This window comes from Flammeovirga sp. SJP92, from assembly GCF_001583495.1.
Taxonomy (GTDB): domain Bacteria; phylum Bacteroidota; class Bacteroidia; order Cytophagales; family Flammeovirgaceae; genus Flammeovirga.
In genome coordinates, this window is sequence record NZ_LQAQ01000098.1 from 221,016 (window position 1) to 237,541 (window position 16,526).

General features: G+C 33.8%; 18 protein-coding genes. 11 read left to right on the forward strand and 7 right to left on the reverse strand.

The genetic code is table 11. From position 1 onward, the window contains the following. Positions 1–211 precede the first annotated feature (211 nt). The 3 genes from AVL50_RS25105 to AVL50_RS25115 are packed head-to-tail and all read left to right on the forward strand — an operon-like array spanning position 212 to position 1,724. Positions 212–610: a hypothetical protein gene (locus AVL50_RS25105; protein WP_157491532.1), complete on the forward strand. Its 399-nt coding sequence runs from the start codon at positions 212–214 to the stop codon at positions 608–610. Beyond that, positions 610–1,101: an RNA polymerase sigma factor gene (locus AVL50_RS25110; RefSeq protein ID WP_062619601.1), complete on the forward strand. Its 492-nt coding sequence runs from the start codon at positions 610–612 to the stop codon at positions 1,099–1,101. Before AVL50_RS25105 ends, AVL50_RS25110 begins: the two co-directional genes overlap by 1 nt. Next, positions 1,080–1,724, forward strand: a complete 645-nt coding sequence (locus AVL50_RS25115) for a hypothetical protein (protein ID WP_062619603.1) — start codon at positions 1,080–1,082, stop codon at positions 1,722–1,724. Before AVL50_RS25110 ends, AVL50_RS25115 begins: the two co-directional genes overlap by 22 nt. A gap of 59 nt (positions 1,725–1,783) precedes the next feature. Here AVL50_RS25115 and AVL50_RS25120 read toward each other — a convergent pair whose 3' ends face one another. Both AVL50_RS25120 and AVL50_RS25125 read right to left on the reverse strand, forming a co-directional pair. After that, a complete protein-coding gene (locus AVL50_RS25120; RefSeq protein ID WP_062619605.1) occupies positions 1,784–3,196 on the reverse strand; it encodes an ATP-dependent RecD-like DNA helicase in 1,413 nt (470 codons plus the stop codon). A gap of 19 nt (positions 3,197–3,215) precedes the next feature. Continuing rightward, positions 3,216–4,466 carry an ABC transporter permease gene (locus AVL50_RS25125; RefSeq protein WP_062619607.1) on the reverse strand — a complete coding sequence of 417 codons (1,251 nt, stop codon included), beginning with the start codon at positions 4,464–4,466 and terminating at the stop codon, positions 3,216–3,218. 186 nt (positions 4,467–4,652) lie between these two features. Between AVL50_RS25125 and queA the strand changes: the two genes are divergently transcribed. The 5 genes from queA (at position 4,653) to AVL50_RS25150 (ending at position 8,701) form a co-directional block, all read left to right on the forward strand. Continuing rightward, a complete protein-coding gene (queA, locus tag AVL50_RS25130) occupies positions 4,653–5,699 on the forward strand; it encodes a tRNA preQ1(34) S-adenosylmethionine ribosyltransferase-isomerase QueA (protein WP_062619609.1) in 1,047 nt (348 codons plus the stop codon). A gap of 189 nt (positions 5,700–5,888) precedes the next feature. Beyond that, complete coding sequence (locus tag AVL50_RS25135; RefSeq protein WP_062619611.1) at positions 5,889–6,239, forward strand: STAS domain-containing protein; 351 nt, start codon at positions 5,889–5,891, stop codon at positions 6,237–6,239. After that, on the forward strand, positions 6,239–6,649 hold the full coding sequence (locus AVL50_RS25140; RefSeq protein WP_062619613.1) for an ATP-binding protein: 411 nt from the start codon (positions 6,239–6,241) through the stop codon (positions 6,647–6,649). Before AVL50_RS25135 ends, AVL50_RS25140 begins: the two co-directional genes overlap by 1 nt. A gap of 314 nt (positions 6,650–6,963) precedes the next feature. After that, positions 6,964–8,238, forward strand: a complete 1,275-nt coding sequence (locus tag AVL50_RS25145) for a dihydroorotase family protein (RefSeq protein WP_062619664.1) — start codon at positions 6,964–6,966, stop codon at positions 8,236–8,238. Positions 8,239–8,320: 82 nt separating this feature from the next. After that, positions 8,321–8,701 (forward strand): type II toxin-antitoxin system HigA family antitoxin, encoded by a 381-nt coding sequence (locus AVL50_RS25150; RefSeq protein ID WP_062619615.1) that lies wholly within the window; start codon positions 8,321–8,323, stop codon positions 8,699–8,701. Positions 8,702–8,870: 169 nt separating this feature from the next. On the opposite strand, the gene AVL50_RS25155 is transcribed toward AVL50_RS25150, so the two are convergent. From AVL50_RS25155 to AVL50_RS25170, 4 genes are all read right to left on the reverse strand, one after another. After that, positions 8,871–9,833: a hypothetical protein gene (locus tag AVL50_RS25155; RefSeq protein ID WP_062619617.1), complete on the reverse strand. Its 963-nt coding sequence runs from the start codon at positions 9,831–9,833 to the stop codon at positions 8,871–8,873. Beyond that, a complete protein-coding gene (locus AVL50_RS25160; RefSeq protein WP_062619619.1) occupies positions 9,806–10,420 on the reverse strand; it encodes a hypothetical protein in 615 nt (204 codons plus the stop codon). The genes AVL50_RS25155 and AVL50_RS25160 overlap by 28 nt, the downstream gene beginning before the upstream one ends. A gap of 66 nt (positions 10,421–10,486) precedes the next feature. After that, a complete protein-coding gene (locus AVL50_RS25165; RefSeq protein ID WP_062619621.1) occupies positions 10,487–11,464 on the reverse strand; it encodes a DNA cytosine methyltransferase in 978 nt (325 codons plus the stop codon). An 80-nt stretch (positions 11,465–11,544) separates the two neighbouring features. Continuing rightward, positions 11,545–13,230, reverse strand: coding sequence for a tetratricopeptide repeat protein (locus tag AVL50_RS25170; protein WP_062619623.1), 1,686 nt, complete (start codon positions 13,228–13,230; stop codon positions 11,545–11,547). A 170-nt stretch (positions 13,231–13,400) separates the two neighbouring features. On the opposite strand from AVL50_RS25170, the gene AVL50_RS25175 reads away from it, so the two are divergent. From AVL50_RS25175 to AVL50_RS25185, 3 genes are all read left to right on the forward strand, one after another. Beyond that, complete coding sequence (locus AVL50_RS25175) at positions 13,401–14,270, forward strand: helix-turn-helix domain-containing protein (RefSeq protein ID WP_062619625.1); 870 nt, start codon at positions 13,401–13,403, stop codon at positions 14,268–14,270. 100 nt (positions 14,271–14,370) lie between these two features. Further along, the gene (locus AVL50_RS25180; protein ID WP_062619627.1) at positions 14,371–15,228 is read left to right on the forward strand and encodes a hypothetical protein; all 858 of its coding nucleotides are present in this window, start codon (positions 14,371–14,373) and stop codon (positions 15,226–15,228) included. A 12-nt stretch (positions 15,229–15,240) separates the two neighbouring features. After that, positions 15,241–15,636, forward strand: a complete 396-nt coding sequence (locus AVL50_RS25185; protein WP_062619628.1) for a hypothetical protein — start codon at positions 15,241–15,243, stop codon at positions 15,634–15,636. 253 nt (positions 15,637–15,889) lie between these two features. Here the strand turns inward: AVL50_RS25185 and AVL50_RS25190 are convergent, their stop codons facing one another. Continuing rightward, positions 15,890–16,525, reverse strand: a complete 636-nt coding sequence (locus AVL50_RS25190) for a hypothetical protein (protein ID WP_062619630.1) — start codon at positions 16,523–16,525, stop codon at positions 15,890–15,892. Between the last annotated feature and the right edge of the window lies 1 nt (position 16,526).

Genomic DNA, 16,526 nt, shown 5'->3' on the forward strand with positions numbered 1-16,526 from the left:
ATTTAATGCCTTTATTTTTTAGCTCTTAAAACCGAATGAATATTTTTATTACAAAAAATTACGATGAATGAAAAATATAAATTTATTTAAAATATTGATAATTAGTTATTTGTGATTTTTATTTAAATTATTTTGAAAAAAAATAGCCCATTTGTAATAAATCTGAAAAAATGACTACTAACCCAGTAAACAATAATTAAAAATTACTATTATGAGCATCTTTTCAAACTTTTACTCTCTTATGATCCATGACAGCAAATCTGTTGAAACGTTTAATTTTGACGGTGATGAAATGGCATTTGACTATCTTATTCATAGAATTGCAGGGAAATATGGAATGCGCATCTTAAAGCAAGAAGAAAATCGTTTCCAGTTACTATTTGAGGGCAGTTCTTTTGTTCCTTTAAGTTCAATGGAAGAAATGGTAACTTCAAGATGTTTGATTAATGTAGAGCGTATTGAAGAGGGAGAATTAAAAATCACTTCATTTGAAAAGCTTATTTCTCCATTTAATTATGAAAGAAAAAGCTTTGATAGAGTCGTTCAATGTAAACTAAATTCATTCATGGCTTATCTTCATTATGAGAACAACACTAAAGTAACTAACTAATGTCAATTGAATTTTATGAAGAGTATATAGAAAGCAACAAATCCATCATTTATAAAATTTGTCGGGCTTATTCACATTCACAGGAAGAATTTGAGGATTATTTCCAGGAGGTGTGTTTGCAACTTTGGCGTTCAAAAGAAAGTTATCAACAACAATCCAAGTTATCCACATGGGTGTACAGAGTATCGTTGAATACTTGCCTTTCTATGGTCAAAAAAGAGAAGAAGAAAGTGAGTACTGTGGAGATCAATGAGAAAATTGATCAAGTACCTCAATTCTCTGAAAAAGAAGAACGCCTAGAAGAGTTGTATAGAGCCATTCGACTTTTGAAAGAAGTTGACAGAGCTTTGATTTTGTTGTATTTGGAGGAACACTCTTACCAGGATATTGCATCAATTATGGGTATCACACCTACTAATGTTGGTGCAAAAATAAATCGAATTAAAAAACAATTGAAAGAAAATATGCAATGGAAGAAGAGTTTGACTTAATCAAAGGAGTATGGGAAGAGGGGCATCAAACTTCTCCCAACTTAAAATCAGTAAAAGGAACTGCTAAATCTCAAAAAATAAAATCGATGAACTTAATTGAAAAAATAATAAATAAAACGAAGTTCGAATGGGCTATTTCATGGACGGTTGTATTATCAATAGCTGTTTATGTTATTGTTAAAAAAGACAATTGGGTAATTGTTAGTATTTCAATCATTCCTTTTGTTCTTTATTTCATAGATTATTTATTGAAACTGAAAAAAGTAAGATCATTTGATACGATGGATACTTTGGCCTATTTGAAAAATGTAAGAGATTATATTTATAAAAGTTATCAACAACAATTAAAGCTGCTGATTTACTTCATAATGCCTTACTCTTTGATATTCGGATACTTTTTTGGTTTATCATTAGGGTTGGAGTCTAATGGAAAAGACTTAAGTGTGCTATTAGAGTGGAATTCAAAAACTCAACTTACTATTGGTGTATCGATTGTAATATTATCAGTAATGATACTATTATTGAAAAGATATTTACCTCAACTTGTAGGTTTCAGAATTAATAAAATGTACGGGAAGGAAATTCAAGGTATTAGTAATATGATTGAAGACCTGGAGAGCTAATATTATAATAAAAAATGCCATTGAGGGGAAAAACTTTCAATGGCATTTTATTTTAATACTTAAGATTCAAAAAAACGATCTGGATAATTCATTAAAAATAATTCTGATTTCGCTCTTGTGATAGCGGTATATTGCCATCGGAGAAAATCAGTATCTACCATATCATCTCTCAAGTATCCAATATCCACAAAGATGGCGTCCCATTGTCCTCCCTGTGCTTTATGACAAGTCAATGCGTAAGCAAACTTCACTTGAAGGGCATTGAGGTATTCGTCTTCTTTCAGTCTTTTCAAACGGATTTTTGGATCTTCTATATCAGCGTATTCCTCAATAACAGAATTATACAAGTTTCTTGATTCTTCCCTTTCTAATTGTGGTGTAAAAGAATGAAGTGTATCCAAAATTATTTTAGCTTCTACCGTTGGGTGATTTTCATAATCCAATAATCTGAAACGTATATCACAAAAACGGAAGCCGTATTTTTCTTCAATATTTCCTACTCCAGCTACCTCAATAAATTCACCATTGGCCAAAAATCCAGCAGGGGAATCTTCATCTAACCAGAAGTAGTTATTTCTGACCAACATCAAATAATCTCCTGCATCTAATTCTTCTTCTCGAAAGTGGATTTGCCTTCGTATATATTGATTGTACTGAGTAGCAGCACGATTGGAACGAGTAATGATTACTGTATTTTCAATCCCATATTTATCGTAACCATACAACAACCCATCTTCTAAGCGGTCAGACCCCATTTTAAAAATATCTTTGAAAGAAGAAGTATTGAATTGAATGTCTGTATTTTGAGCTAGGCAGTTTCTTACTAAAGTAGCATTGTATAAAATGCCAGAGGTAGAAGCTTGTCGAACTACTTCAGTCAATTCATGGCTAATAATACTCAAACGAAAAACATTTTGTAGATAGATTTCATCCAAGGCAGGGCTGATTTCTTGCTTTACAGGAGGAAGCTGTGCCGTATCTCCTATGAGAAAAAGTTTATTGTTAGATTTCGGATCTTCAAAAACATAGTCTACAATAGATTTTAAAAGTCCCTCACCTGCTGTATGCGGTTGGTCATCGATCATGGAAGCTTCATCAATGATATAGATCGTATTTTGAGCCTTATTTTTTTGCCTTTCAAACCTTAATAGCCCTGTTTCCTTATCTTCCGTCTGTTTATAGATAATACGATGTACTGTGTAAGCTTTTCGTTTGGCATAAGATGACATCACTTTTGCCGCTCGGCCTGTGGGTGCCAACATCATAGTTTTATAAGAATAAAACCTCAGAACATTAGCAAAAGCAGTTAGAACGGACGTTTTACCAGTACCTGCGTATCCTTTTAATAAAAACGTATTTCGTCGGTTGTTTTTTTCTAATACAAATTGATCCAAAAGGTCAAAAAGTTGCTTCTGACCATCTGTGGGCTCAAAAGGAAAAGATGCACTGATCCTTTCAGAAGGTGTGATCATAAATCTTAGGGGATAATATTTACGCGGCTCTCATTGCTTCAACAGGGTCCATTTTTGCAGCAGAAATGGCAGGTGCAATACCCGAAATAATGCCAATCAGACCTGAAATGAGCATACCAATAATTAGGTTTGTAAAGTTAAGAGAAATCACAAATGTTTCAGTAGATAACAATGATAATAGTGAAACTAAAAACAATCCGCCTATTCCACCGAAAAAGCTTAGGAACATCGATTCACATAAAAACTGTAGAAGGATAAAATAATTTTTTGCCCCCAGTGCTTTTTGAATTCCAATTTGTGAAGTTCTTTCTTTTACAGAAACGAACATAATATTGGCAATACTAAAGCCACCTACAAGGATGGAGAAAAGACCAATAACCCCTCCTGCTAACTTCAAAGAACCTGTAATTCCATTGACAAACTCAACAATAGCATCTGTTCTATTGAGTGCAAAATCATCCTCTTCTTTGGGTTTTAACCCTCTTTTTATTCTTAATAGTCCACGAAGCTCGGCTAAAATTTCTCCCAGATTATCATCTTTATCATATCCCTTGGCAATCAAGTTGGTATTGATCCACCTCCCCTTGGAAGCGTACATTTTGATAAATGAATTATAAGGGATAAAGATTACATCATCATTACTTGGGGTAGGAATAAAACTCTCTCCCTGTTTCTCAAAAATGCCAATAATCTGAAACTTTGTACCTCTTGCTTTAATGATTTTCCCCAGTCCATCTCCATTAGGAAAAAGTTCACTAGCCACATCACTGCCAATGACCGCTTTTTGAGCACCAGCACTCATTTCACCTTGTGTAAAATAACGGCCTTCACTGATAGGCATTGAATTGATTTTATTGTATTCATAAGAAGCTCCAATGATTTTTCCATCCTCAAAAGTATTGCTTCTATAATTGATTGTATTACCTCTTTTTTGCTCATAAATAGCAATTGATTTTACCCACTTTGCATTTTCTTGGATAAACTTCAACTCACTTTTATCAGGGTTAGGCCGTCTATAGTATTTCCACCAAGGATATTCGCCTTCCCCAAAAGAAAAAGGCCATTTTCCTATGTAAATCACATTATTACCGAATGAAGAAAGACTACTTTGTATACCATTGTTGAGTGCATCTACCAATGTAAAAATGGCAATAATAGCAAAGATACCAACTGTGACACCGAGGAGAGAGAGGACTGTTCTAAGTATATTTTCTTTCAAAGCATGGACTGCAAATCGGAAACTTTCGAAAAAAAGTTTTATAAAAAGCATGTTTTATAGAAAAAATGATGGAAAATTGATGATAAAATCTCTATCTAAAAGATTGTTTGGAAATTATCTAATCTTTATTTGTTAAATTTACCGTCTTGATTTTCAAGGTACGCATTTTGTGTGTATTGTGTAAAGTTAAGCTAATATTGATATTTACAGAAAGAAAATAATACGTAATTTCATTCCATGAAGCTATCCCAATTCCAGTTTGATCTGCCAAAAGATCTAATCGCTCAGTATCCTGAGGAAAATCGTGATGATGCACGTTTAATGGTTTTACACCGTAAGACAGGAGAAATCGAACACCGCAAGTTCAGAGACATCGTGGAATACTTTGATGATGGAGATGTGTTGGTAATGAACGACACTAAGGTTTTCCCAGCTCGTCTTTATGGTAACAAGGAAAAGACAGGTGCTAAAATCGAAGTTTTTCTTCTTCGTGAACTCAATAAAGAATCTCACTTATGGGATGTATTGGTTGATCCTGCCCGTAAAATCCGTGTAGGTAACAAATTATACTTTGGAGACGGTAGTTTAGTAGCGGAAGTTATTGACAATACTACTTCAAGAGGTAGAACGATCCGTTTCTTAGTAGATGGAGAGGAAGAAGAATTTTATAGAACAATTGAGGAGTTAGGTGAAACGCCAATTCCAAGAGATTTAGGTCGTGAGGCTGAGCCATCAGACAAAGATCGTTACCAAACTATCTTTGCAGCGAAGAAGGGTGCCGTAGCAGCTCCTTCTGCAGGACTTCACTTTACGCCTCAAATTGCCAAAAGATTTGAAATCAAGAGTGTTGATATCACTCCTATCACATTGCACGTAGGTTTAGGTGCTTTCAGAGATGTAGATGTGGAGGATTTGACAAAGCATAAAATGGATTCTGAGCACTACAGAGTAGGTGAAGAAACAGTTGAAATTGTAAACAAGGCATTAGAGAACAAGAAAAATGTTTGTGCTATTGGTACTACAGTTTTACGTTCTTTAGAAACATCTGTATCAGCATCTAATTCTTTAAAAGGAAACGAAGGATGGACAGATAAATTTATCTTCCCTCCATACGACTTCAAGATTGTAAACTCAATGGTGACAGGTTTCCATAAGCCTAAATCTACATTATTAATGATGGCTACTGCATTTGGTGGTTATGATTTAGTAATGAGAGCTTACGAGGAAGCAATCAAAGAAAAATACCGTTTCTTAAGCTATGGAGACGCTATGTTGATTTTATAATCAACGTATTGATTTCTAAAATATCATGCAGAGTGTAGGAGTATTTAACCTACACCCTAAGAGCATGTTTGATATTCCTTTTACATTAAAAGTTTATATTCCAAACATGCTCTTATTTCATGATTTGATAAAAAATGTAAAAAAAAATCAAAATAAGGGAAACCTTAATGATGTTAAACCGTATACGTAATGACTAAAGTAGACGTTAATGTTGTACAAGAAAGTGACTTCACTCTAATCAATGTGGTTGGAGAACTCGATGCAAGTTCATCTGTAGATTTAGATACTAAACTACAAGAAGTGATTGACAGAGGAGACAAGAAGTTATTGATAAATTGTGTAGGGTTAACTTACATTTCATCTGCTGGAATTGGAGTTTTTACATCCAGACTTGACGATATAGAATCCGACCATATTCAAATGGCGTTATTTGATGTCGCAGACAATATTAGAAGTGTATTCGAAATTTTAGGAGTAGATCAATTTTTAAATCTGGCTACCACCAAAGAAGAAGCCATTCAAATTATTAAAGGACAGTGATGTTTAGGAAAAAAGTCAACTGTGAGACCGCTAATCTACATATAATCCGAGAATTTATTCTTTCGGCATTAGATAGCTACAGTGTACCTGATTCCAAACGAGATATGATCGTTGTTGCAGTTGATGAGGTGTGTGCAAATAGAATGATTCATTCTAATAGCTGTGATCCTACCAAAGAAATAGAAGTAACTGTTACTACTACAATAGATACAAAAGGCGTTGTTATTGAGATAAAAGATAACGGAGAAGCTTTTGATATTAAAACCTATCAGTCCCCTACTATCAATGATGTAATTAAAGAGCATCGTAAAGGAGGAATGGGATTGAGATTAGTAAAAAATATTATGGATGCTGTTCAAGTTGTTCAAGTCGGAAAACATCAAGTTTGCAGGCTGGTAAAACAAATTTGAGCACATTTTTTATTAAAAGAGATACTGAGAAGTATCTCTTTTTTTATGGTTGAAAATTTGACCGGATATCGATCTACTATTTTATACTACTTCATTATTTTTATTAGAGTGTTTGTTGTAGCCACTTAGACCTGCTACGTGAAGTAAGCATTAATAGTGTAGTGTAACGAGCATTATTCTATTCAAACTCTTTATTCTTAATTCTTCATTCTTCATTTTTTTATCTTAAATTTGTCCGGTTACTCCAATAATCAACCTGATTTTTCATTGGTGTGGCCAAAAATTAATATAAGATCTTTTTGAGTCACATGGTAATGAAAGAAATTTTGCTCAGTAAGGTAAGAGTATCAGACCCTACCTCAACCTATCACAAACAAATTGTAAACATCCTTATTAAGGATGGTATCATCAACAAAATTTCCACTGAAAAAATCGATGCTTCCAATGCTGAAGTCATTGAAGGAAATGAGAAACTTTACGTTTCATTAGGTTGGTTTGATATGAGAGCAACTCTAAATGAGCCTGGTGAAGAATTCAAAGAAGATATTGCCTCTTTAGGAAAAGCAGCCGCTTTTGGTGGTTTTACAGACGTAGCCACTCTACCAAACACATCTCCAGTTATCCAATCCAAAGAAAGCATTCATTTCGTTAAGCAAATGAGCACTTTTTCTCCTGTTCAAATCCACCCAATGGGTGCTTTGACAAAAGATTGTAAAGGAGAAGAGATGAATGAGGTGAAAGATATGCACGATGCCGGTGCTGTAGCGTTTACAGATGGCGTAAAATCATCTTGGCATCTTGGGGTTATCAAAAGAGCCTTGATGTACATGCAATTGTTTGATGGTTTGATGATCGAAAAAGCAGATGAGAAAACGCTGAACAACGATGGTCATATGAATGAAGGTATTCCATCTACATTGATGGGAACAAGAGGTATTCCAAATGTAGCGGAATGGTTAGCCATTCAAAAAATCATCTCATTGTTGACTTACACAGACGGTAGAGTACACTTTGCTAATATCTCAACACCTGAGTCAGTAGACATCATCCGTAAAGCAAAAGCAGAAGGATTAAAAGTAACATGTGATATTGCTGCTCACCAAGTAGCATTCACCGATGAAGATTTAGCCTCTTTTGATACTAACCTAAAAGTAAATCCTCCATTCCGATCTCAAAAAGATATTGACGCACTTTGGGAAGGAATCAAAGACGGAACAATTGATGCCATTGTTTCTTCACATACACCTCAAGATACAGAGTCAAAGCGTTTAGAATTTGATTTAGCAGACTTTGGTATCATCGGTTTAGAAACAGCTTTCGCATCTATCGTTTCTAACTTACCAAAAGAGATTGATGTAGATACGATTATTGAGAAATTGACAACAAATCCTCGTCAAATCTTGAAGGTAGAACAAGAACCAATCGCTGAAGGTAGCAAAGCAGTACTTACAGTTTTTGATCCTGAAGCTACATGGACATTTGCTGAAAGCGATATCCAATCAAAATCAAATAATACACCATTCGTAGGAAAAGAATTAAAAGGTAAAGCAGTAGCGATTGTCAATAAAGGGCAATTGGTGAAGGCTTAGGACTTTTATTATTATAAATGATGAACACCATCATGAATATCTTTTGGAGGTATTTGTGGTGGTGTTTTTTTATATTTAAGAAATGAACTTATTATTTGAAAATCTTATGAATAGTTTATTCCCGGTAAAAAGTGAAGCTCAATACGACACTTATATAGATAAGTTAGATGAACTAATGGAGGCTGAAACACTTTCTGAAGAGGAAGAGTTAACCTTAGAACATTTATCAATCTTAATAGATGCCTACGAACAGGATAATGTAGAAATAAACACATCTAGTTTAAAGCCATTAGATTTGATTAGATTCAAAATGGATCAGATGGGTTTAAAGCAAAAAGACCTTACTTTTATTGGTAGTTCTGGTGTAATTAGTGAAGTATTGAATGGAAAAAGGCAGTTGAACTTAAAAATGATTAAGACTGTTGCTGAGCATTTGGATATACCAGTGCAGTTATTGGTTTGATATTTTACCTCTAATCAAAATCAAATAATACACCTTTTGTAGGAAAAGAATTAAAAGGTAAAGCTGTAGCGATTGTCAATAAAGGGCAATTGGTGAAGGCTTAGGACTTTTTTTATTATAAATGATGAACACCATCATGAATATCTTTTTGAGGTATTTTTGATGGTGTTTAATTTATTAATGGCTTACCATGAATTGTAATACTGTTTAAAAATGATTTAGATATTCTTTCATATCCTGTAGAATCAGAACTGTAAGGATATGTAGTCATAATAGAAAAGGCAATATCACCTCTTCTGATTGAATAATAGTTATATTTAGTTTGTTGGTCTTTCATCACATATATTGAATGTATTCCAAATTGGCTATTAGCTTGAGTTTCTCTATCTAAATAATAAATTTCTATATTATCGGATGATAAAAAAGTCATAATTTTATCGTCAATATTCCAGTCTTCCTCTCCTAAGCATCTAATACCTAATTGAAACCCCATATTATATTTATAATACTTGTAATTTTTGAAATCATCATCAGATATTACTTCGTAACCTTCAAAAAGAGATCCTTTCAATCCTTCTTGCATACTGATTGTTTGACGGAATAAAACTGAATCAATTTTATATTCCCAGTATTTTTGTTGACTAATGATTAGTCCATGATCTGTTTCCTTATCATACTTTTCTTGTTCTACTCTTAACTTTGCTCTATGTACCTTAAATGAGTCTATTATTTCACTTTCAGAAAGAGGAAGATCTTTATATAATGCTTCATTTAGATTTCGTGCAAAAATCTCTGTAATGTTAAAATGATATTGTTCATGCTTTAAAATGTAAGCAGAATTTTCAGAGGTAGTGTCATTTTTATTTAACCATGAAAGTGTCTCATTTTGAAATGCTTTTGCATAATATTTATGTTCACTTGTTGAGTCTTCTACAAGTTTTATATCACTAGCTATTGCAGCAGTATATATTGAGAAAGGTTTTGGAATACCTTGAAAATTAGACCATTCTAGTTGTTTCCAATCATTTATTTTATGAGGCTTATAGAAGTTATTTTCAATTAGTTTAATTGAAAGAATTATCGATAATGTAAATACTATAATGCCTATTTTAATTTTTGTAATTGTTGCCATAAAAATTTAGTGAAGGTGAAAGTGATTGAAAAAATTATTTCTATGAAAACAATTATTACTACGATAATGAAAATCGTTACAGCTGCATCCTCTATTGAGGATATGTTTATACCGCCTATTATTTTGAGAAAAACGAATATGATATTTAGGAAGAATAAATCATTAATAACTCTGCTTAGAAAAGTATAAATTTTCTTTGTTTCAATTATATATAATATGTGGTTGATCAATAGTCCAATCCAAAAAAAAGTGAAATCGTTAACTGGGTCTAAACCTAATTCTTCTTCGTAAAACTTTAGAAAAAGAAAAGCTGAGTAAACAATTTGAATTGAAACTATATAGTTGAGGAAATAGTTTATTCGATAAGTTTTTAGGAATAAAAGAAGGTCATTGATTGATTGCTCTATAATATCTAGATCTTCTCCAAGATTTTCTTTATCATCTTGTTTTGATTCATTCTCCTTCAATAAAATCAAAGACTTTGCTACAAGAACAGCTTCAGGATGATAATATGAAGCATTATCAACGATTAATTCTAACTCAAATCGGCTTTTATTCTTAAACTTTCTTTTATAAAATTCTTTCACTTTTCTATAGTTTGCAAGTTGTTGTTAGTGAACATAATTCAATATACCATACTTGTAGTAAATTCCTTAAGAATTCACTTTGATCCTTTCAATTTCCCCCAAAATCGCCTTCAAAACATTAATCGCCACACTATTTCCAAACTGCTTATAAGCTTGATTATGGGCTGAAGTAATAATAAAATTATCATCAAACCCCTGAATACGGGCACACTCTCTCGGGGAGAGTTTTCTGATTTGATTACCTACTTTATATAAACCCGTTTTGTCTCCAACACCTCCTCCATAGGCAGATAACGTTATAGCATGACCGATGGGGTCGTAGATACGTTCTCCTTGACCGCCTTTGTTGACTCTTCCGATTTGTATGGGGCGATTGGGTAAAATGACGTTTCCTTCTTTATCTTCTTTAGGTTTGTATTTTTTATAAATGTCGATGTCAGGGCGGTTGACAATCTTGGCATCAGGTTTTTGTTCGAGAAAGTCTTTTAGGCTAACATGTTTTTGATGAGGTAAAGGAAAGTGGAATTCATCGGTGGTGATATCTTTTCGGAAGCAGACAAAGTAAATTCGTTTTCTGTTCTGAGGTAAACCAAATTCTGATGCATTCAACACTTTGTATTTTACATTGTACCCTAGCTCATCTAAAGTCTTGATGACTACTTGAATGGTATTTCCTCCGTCATGTTTTTCAAAGTTCTTGACGTTTTCTAGAAAGAGTAATTTCGGTTGATGGTGCTTTACAATTCTCGCAATATCAAAAAATAAAGTACCGCGGGCATCTTCAAATCCTTTTTGTTTGCCTGATACAGAAAAGGCTTGGCAAGGAAAGCCAGCGCAAAGGATATCATGAGTAGGAATCTCTTTTTCATCAATCTGAGTGATATCACCGTGAGGTTGGATACCATAGTTGCGTTGGTAGGTTTTTACGGCAAATTTATCCCATTCAGAAGCAAAAACACATTCTGCTCCAAACGATGTCAACGCTTTATGAAAACCACCAATACCAGCAAATAGATCTATAAATTTTAATCCCTCTATCTTCATCTTATCCCTTCAAAAAAATGATATACGATATTAATAGATGCAAATGAATGAATCAACACTGCTGACTAATTGTTTGAAAATTATTTTTCGTTGTAGGAGATATTATCAAAGAAAGTTTGAAAATCGACATCGGTATTATTGATTTCTAACTTTCTACGGAGTCGATATCTCGCCACTTGAATGGACTTCACACTTTGATGTGTAATGTTGGAAATATCTTTTGTACTTAAGTTTAATTTGAGGAATGCACAAAGCTTCTTTTCATTAGGAGAAAGGCTTGGAAATTTTTGATGCAATTTATCAAAGAAGTCGGAGTGCACTTGTTCAAAACGGTATTCCAATTCTTTCCAAACTTCTCCTTGATTGGCATTCTGGAGGTTATAAACAATCGATCGGATCTTCTTTTTATTATTACTGTCCAACTCAGAATCAATACTCAGCAATTCTTCAGAGACCTTATTAATCAACTCGTTTTGTTGCATTAAGTGCATAATGTTTGTCGTCAATTCTTTGTCCTTAAACTCTACTTGAGACTGCAATACTTTGTTTTGCTCTTGTGTGTATTGATGTTCAACCGTTTCTAGCTCTCTCGCAATATTAGCTTTTTCCTCGTTTTGCTTTGCGTTGATCATTTTCAAACGCTGAACTCTGAGTACCATCAAAATGATAGAAATAATACCAATAAAAAGGCACGTAAGAATGATAATAATCGTTTGCTGTTCTTCTTTCTCATGCAACAGCTGAATCTTTTCTAAAGCTTTGATTTGATTCTGTTCTAAGTCTGCAATTCCTTTGCTGTATCGCTGTTGAAGGAGCTCATCTGATGCTTTTTTGTACTCTTTGAAGTATTGAAATGCCTTTTCAGTTTGTCCATTTTTCTCAAAAAAAGTAGATAATCCGTAGTAGACATTTTTGAGGTCAACAGGAGAGTTCACCTCATCTGCTTGCTCTATGGCTTTTAAATAAAACTTTTCGGCTTCTTTAAAACGACCTTGTTGAGAAGCAATATGTGCAAAGGCCACTAATGAGTTGATTTCCCCTCTCTCATCATTCAATTCTTGTTTGATCTTATAAGAAGCTTCTAAAACCTCTAAAGCATCTTCATATCTTTTCTGATTGGCATATTGATTCGAAAGGTTGTGCAGGGCTTTACTTTTCATAATCAATTGTGATTCATTTTTACACATTCTGATGACCTGATTGAAGAGGTGAATGGCTTTTTCAGGTTCATTGAGTTCATCATATAGTGTACCTTTATTGAGATAGAGGTGTGGGAGTAAATCGTTTTGAATATCTTCAGACAACTCTTTGACTGTAGCGATGGCTTTGTCATATTCAGCTAACGCTTTAGGGTAATTTTTTTCCTGTTGATAAATCTGACATAAGTTGGTTTGTGATCTTACTTCCAACTCTTTGTTTTTGATTTTTCTAAATTGTTGAATAGCATTGAAGTAGGCTTCTCTTGCTTTGTAAGATTGCCCTTTGTAAAGATAGATATTGCCCTTGAGGTTGTATAATTCACCCAAAAGCTGATCATCCTTATTTTCTTCGTAAAGCATTATGCCTTCAGTGGTATAATCTATTGCACGGTCCATGTCAACGGCAATAAACTTTTTCCCTAACTGAAGCATTAATTCCCCTCTTTGATGAGGTTCAAAAGTATCTGAAAGTTTTTCTTGTAAACTGTCGATAGTGCTAGCGAAAATGGAAGTAGACGTAAATACTATTAAAAAAAACGTATTGAAGTTCTTTATAAGTGATTTCAATGTTACAGCTGATTATAATTCGAAATTGGTAGCTTAGAAATGAAACGTTAAATTTATCGATTTATCATCAATGTTTCATTTTGATTTTCTGTAATTTAACGAAAAATAGCCATTAACATAGTGCAGTTTGGAAATTTCAAATTGTTGTATGAATAATAACCCGATTGTGGATGAAAGAAGAAATAAAAAAATACGACTTCAGGAAGAATGAGGATGGATTGGAGTTTGAAATTGTTGATCTTCAAAAAATATTTAAAGAGAAAAATCATTTAATAACAACTTCACATCGTGCGAGATTTTATCATATTCTTTGGATTGAAAAAGGACACGGCACACACTATGTAGATTTTAAACCCATAAAAGTTGAAGACAATACCTTAATTTTTGTAGCGCAAAACTCCGTGAATCTCTACGATGCAAATGGCTATTATGAGGGAAAATCAATCATTTTCACCAACGATTTTTTCTGTCAAACCAAGTATGACTTTAGATATATTACGACCTCTATTTTATATAGTGACCTTTATGACGTCGCAAAATTATCACCTATTATTAATAGAGAGGCATTAGAACTTATTTTCCACCAAATGAATCAAGAGGTGGAAAAGAAGAAAGATCAGGCTCAAAAAGAGGTCCTTCATAAATTACTTTACTTATTCTTATTACAATCAGAAAGAGCATACCGAGAACAAGGTATACAAGAATTGGAACCTAGTCTCTATCTGACCAATGTGATCAACTTTAAAGAACACTTAGAAGAGTCTTATAAAAAAGAAAAAGGGGTGAAATGGTATGCGAATTCATTGAATTTGTCAGAGAAACAGTTGAATAAGTCAACCGCTGAAGTACTGTCAAAGTCACCCAAAAAGATCATTGATGAAAGAGTAGTTTTGGAAGCCAAAAGATTATTGGTGCATACGGATGAACCGGTAAAGGAAATTGCCTATGAGCTAGGGTATGACGAACCCACTAACTTCATCAAGTTCTTTAAAAGACATACGACTGTCACCCCTGCTGACTTTAGAGTAAAAAACAAGTAAGGCGTAAATGTATCATTCAAGGGCGTAAATCTACCTTTATAAAACTTCCTCTATCCGCCACCTTTGTAATGTTGATTTTGTTAAACAAACATAGTAATCCATGACAAAGAAAATATACTCATTAGCCGTATTAATTATGGCTTTTTTATCAAGCTCAGCTCAAGATTCATCATCAAACTCTAGTAAAATGGAAGTATCGAACAAAGACAAGGTAGTAGCATTATTAAAAAGCATTGAAACAGGAGATTCAGCTCCTGCGGGTTATATCAACCCAAACAAATACATTCAGCATAATCAATCTGTAGCAGATGGTTTGGCCGGTTTTGGAGCGGTTTTACAGCAGTTGCCAGAAGGTTCAGCAAAGGCAAACACGGTAAGAGTGATCGAAGATGGAGATTTTGTAATCGCTCATACTGATTACAACTTCTTCGGGCCGAAAATCGGAATAGATATCTTTAGATTTGAAGATGGTCTGATTGTAGAACACTGGGACAACCTACAGGAGAAAGTCACTGAAACAGCTTCTGGAAGGTCTCAAATAGATGGTACAGCTGAGGTCAAGGATTTGGATAAAACGAAATCGAATAAAAAGATTGTCAAGCACTTTATTGATGATGTTTTATTCGGAAAGCATCCTGAGAAAATCACGGATTATGTATCTACGGAAGAGTATTTACAGCATAACCCCAATGTAAAAGATGGTTTAGCCGGATTGGGTGAAGCTATTGAAGCTCTGAATAAGGCCGGAATGCCAATGGTTTACAAGAAAAATCACGCCTTATTTGGTGAAGGAAACTTTGTTATTGCTGTTTCTGAAGGGATTTTCATGAAAAAAGAGGTAGCATTCTATGATATTTTCAGACTAGAAGGTGGGAAAATCGTAGAACATTGGGATGCGATTCAAGAAATCCTTCCAGAATCGGAAGCGAAAAATTCAAACGGGAAATTTAATTTCTAAATTATAAAAGTCATGTTGTTTATTGTAATACTTATTTCGGTGTTTTTATTGATTGTCTTTTTCAAAAAAGAAAGATGGATTAAGTATGGAAATTTGGAAGATAGTTTCGATTACACAATCAATAATCATCAATATTATATTGAAGAAGTATCTTTTAAAAACTATAATGAAGCCCTTTCAAAATACTTCAAAGTAGTGGAATCAATATCGAGATACGATAAGGCAATAAACCTAAAATATGATTTATACGATTGGGGATTTTCAATTTTTCAGTTCAAAGATACCTTAATAGATGTTCGTTATTTTAGAAGTACGCATAGCATTCGGTTGATTAAAAGTAAACAGCCACTGAGTATTGAAGAGTACGAAAAAGACGATTTGGGGTATCATATGGAATTGAATCGTTAAGATAAAATAGAAAAAGCACAAGTTAGGCAATAGGCTAGACTTGTGCTTTTTTGTTACAAATCCATGTTTCAAGTGTTAAGCGTGAGCGTCACTTGGAACTACTCTGGCGAAGTCTCCCGACTTCGAAATATTTATGAATAAGGTGTTGACTCATTCGAAGTCGGGAGACAATATTTATCACAAGTGACGCCTATCGGCTTAACACTTGCGATATAGTTAAAAAACTAAGCTACTGACTTTTTTAATGCAATTTCTAGAACGGTCTTCTACCGTTTTCTCCTCTTCCACCTCTTCGCCCTTTCTTTTTCATTGCCTCTCTCGCCTCTTTATAAATAGTCATTTGCTCTTCAGTAAGCACCTGAGAAAGCATCATTTCATGTTGTTTCATAACAGGTTCCAAAGCCTCTTTCATTGCTTCACGGTCTCCTTTATGTTGCTCTCTGATTTGTTTGAAAACTTGCTTTGAAGAAGCGTTGATTGCATCATATTTTTCCTTTTGATCTGGAGTAAGTTCAAGCTTTAATTCCAAAAGGTAAGCCTGCTTTTCACCACGTTCCATCAACATGAATTTTTCATAAGAAGCATAAGTATCAGCATCAAGAATGCCTTTGGCTTTCATAAGATGTTTATCTCTAAGTTCATCTGTTTCAGCCTTAATTTTTGCTCGATCCGTTTCACCATCTTTTCTAGCAATCATGATGGTATTCATCACATCTTCTTGCAATTGGATATATAATTTGCCTAATTTTTTCTCAGTGCTTTCGTCTAATTTCAATTCTTTAGAAAGTTCTTTTGGGAACTCTTGTGGTGTGAATGACGGGAAATTTCTTTGCGCAAATACAAGACTGCTAAGGCTTAAAAGAAGGAATGTAAAAATTAGATTTTTCATT

What these genes read in the sequence shown, in the direction of transcription:
- AVL50_RS25120 (WP_062619605.1), bottom strand. Translation starts at nt 3,196, where the DNA reads ATGATCACACCTTCTGAAAGGATCAGTGCATCTTTTCCTTTTGAGCCC.
- AVL50_RS25135 (WP_062619611.1), top strand. Translation starts at nt 5,889, where the DNA reads ATGACTAAAGTAGACGTTAATGTTGTACAAGAAAGTGACTTCACTCTA.
- AVL50_RS25115 (WP_062619603.1), top strand. Translation starts at nt 1,080, where the DNA reads ATGGAAGAAGAGTTTGACTTAATCAAAGGAGTATGGGAAGAGGGGCAT.
- AVL50_RS25105 (WP_157491532.1), top strand. Translation starts at nt 212, where the DNA reads ATGAGCATCTTTTCAAACTTTTACTCTCTTATGATCCATGACAGCAAA.
- AVL50_RS25140 (WP_062619613.1), top strand. Translation starts at nt 6,239, where the DNA reads ATGTTTAGGAAAAAAGTCAACTGTGAGACCGCTAATCTACATATAATC.
- AVL50_RS25175 (WP_062619625.1), top strand. Translation starts at nt 13,401, where the DNA reads ATGAAAGAAGAAATAAAAAAATACGACTTCAGGAAGAATGAGGATGGA.
- AVL50_RS25185 (WP_062619628.1), top strand. Translation starts at nt 15,241, where the DNA reads ATGTTGTTTATTGTAATACTTATTTCGGTGTTTTTATTGATTGTCTTT.
- AVL50_RS25165 (WP_062619621.1), bottom strand. Translation starts at nt 11,464, where the DNA reads ATGAAGATAGAGGGATTAAAATTTATAGATCTATTTGCTGGTATTGGT.
- AVL50_RS25180 (WP_062619627.1), top strand. Translation starts at nt 14,371, where the DNA reads ATGACAAAGAAAATATACTCATTAGCCGTATTAATTATGGCTTTTTTA.
- AVL50_RS25110 (WP_062619601.1), top strand. Translation starts at nt 610, where the DNA reads ATGTCAATTGAATTTTATGAAGAGTATATAGAAAGCAACAAATCCATC.
- AVL50_RS25125 (WP_062619607.1), bottom strand. Translation starts at nt 4,466, where the DNA reads ATGCTTTTTATAAAACTTTTTTTCGAAAGTTTCCGATTTGCAGTCCAT.
- AVL50_RS25155 (WP_062619617.1), bottom strand. Translation starts at nt 9,833, where the DNA reads ATGGCAACAATTACAAAAATTAAAATAGGCATTATAGTATTTACATTA.
- AVL50_RS25150 (WP_062619615.1), top strand. Translation starts at nt 8,321, where the DNA reads ATGAACTTATTATTTGAAAATCTTATGAATAGTTTATTCCCGGTAAAA.
- AVL50_RS25145 (WP_062619664.1), top strand. Translation starts at nt 6,964, where the DNA reads ATGAAAGAAATTTTGCTCAGTAAGGTAAGAGTATCAGACCCTACCTCA.
- AVL50_RS25190 (WP_062619630.1), bottom strand. Translation starts at nt 16,525, where the DNA reads ATGAAAAATCTAATTTTTACATTCCTTCTTTTAAGCCTTAGCAGTCTT.
- queA (WP_062619609.1), top strand. Translation starts at nt 4,653, where the DNA reads ATGAAGCTATCCCAATTCCAGTTTGATCTGCCAAAAGATCTAATCGCT.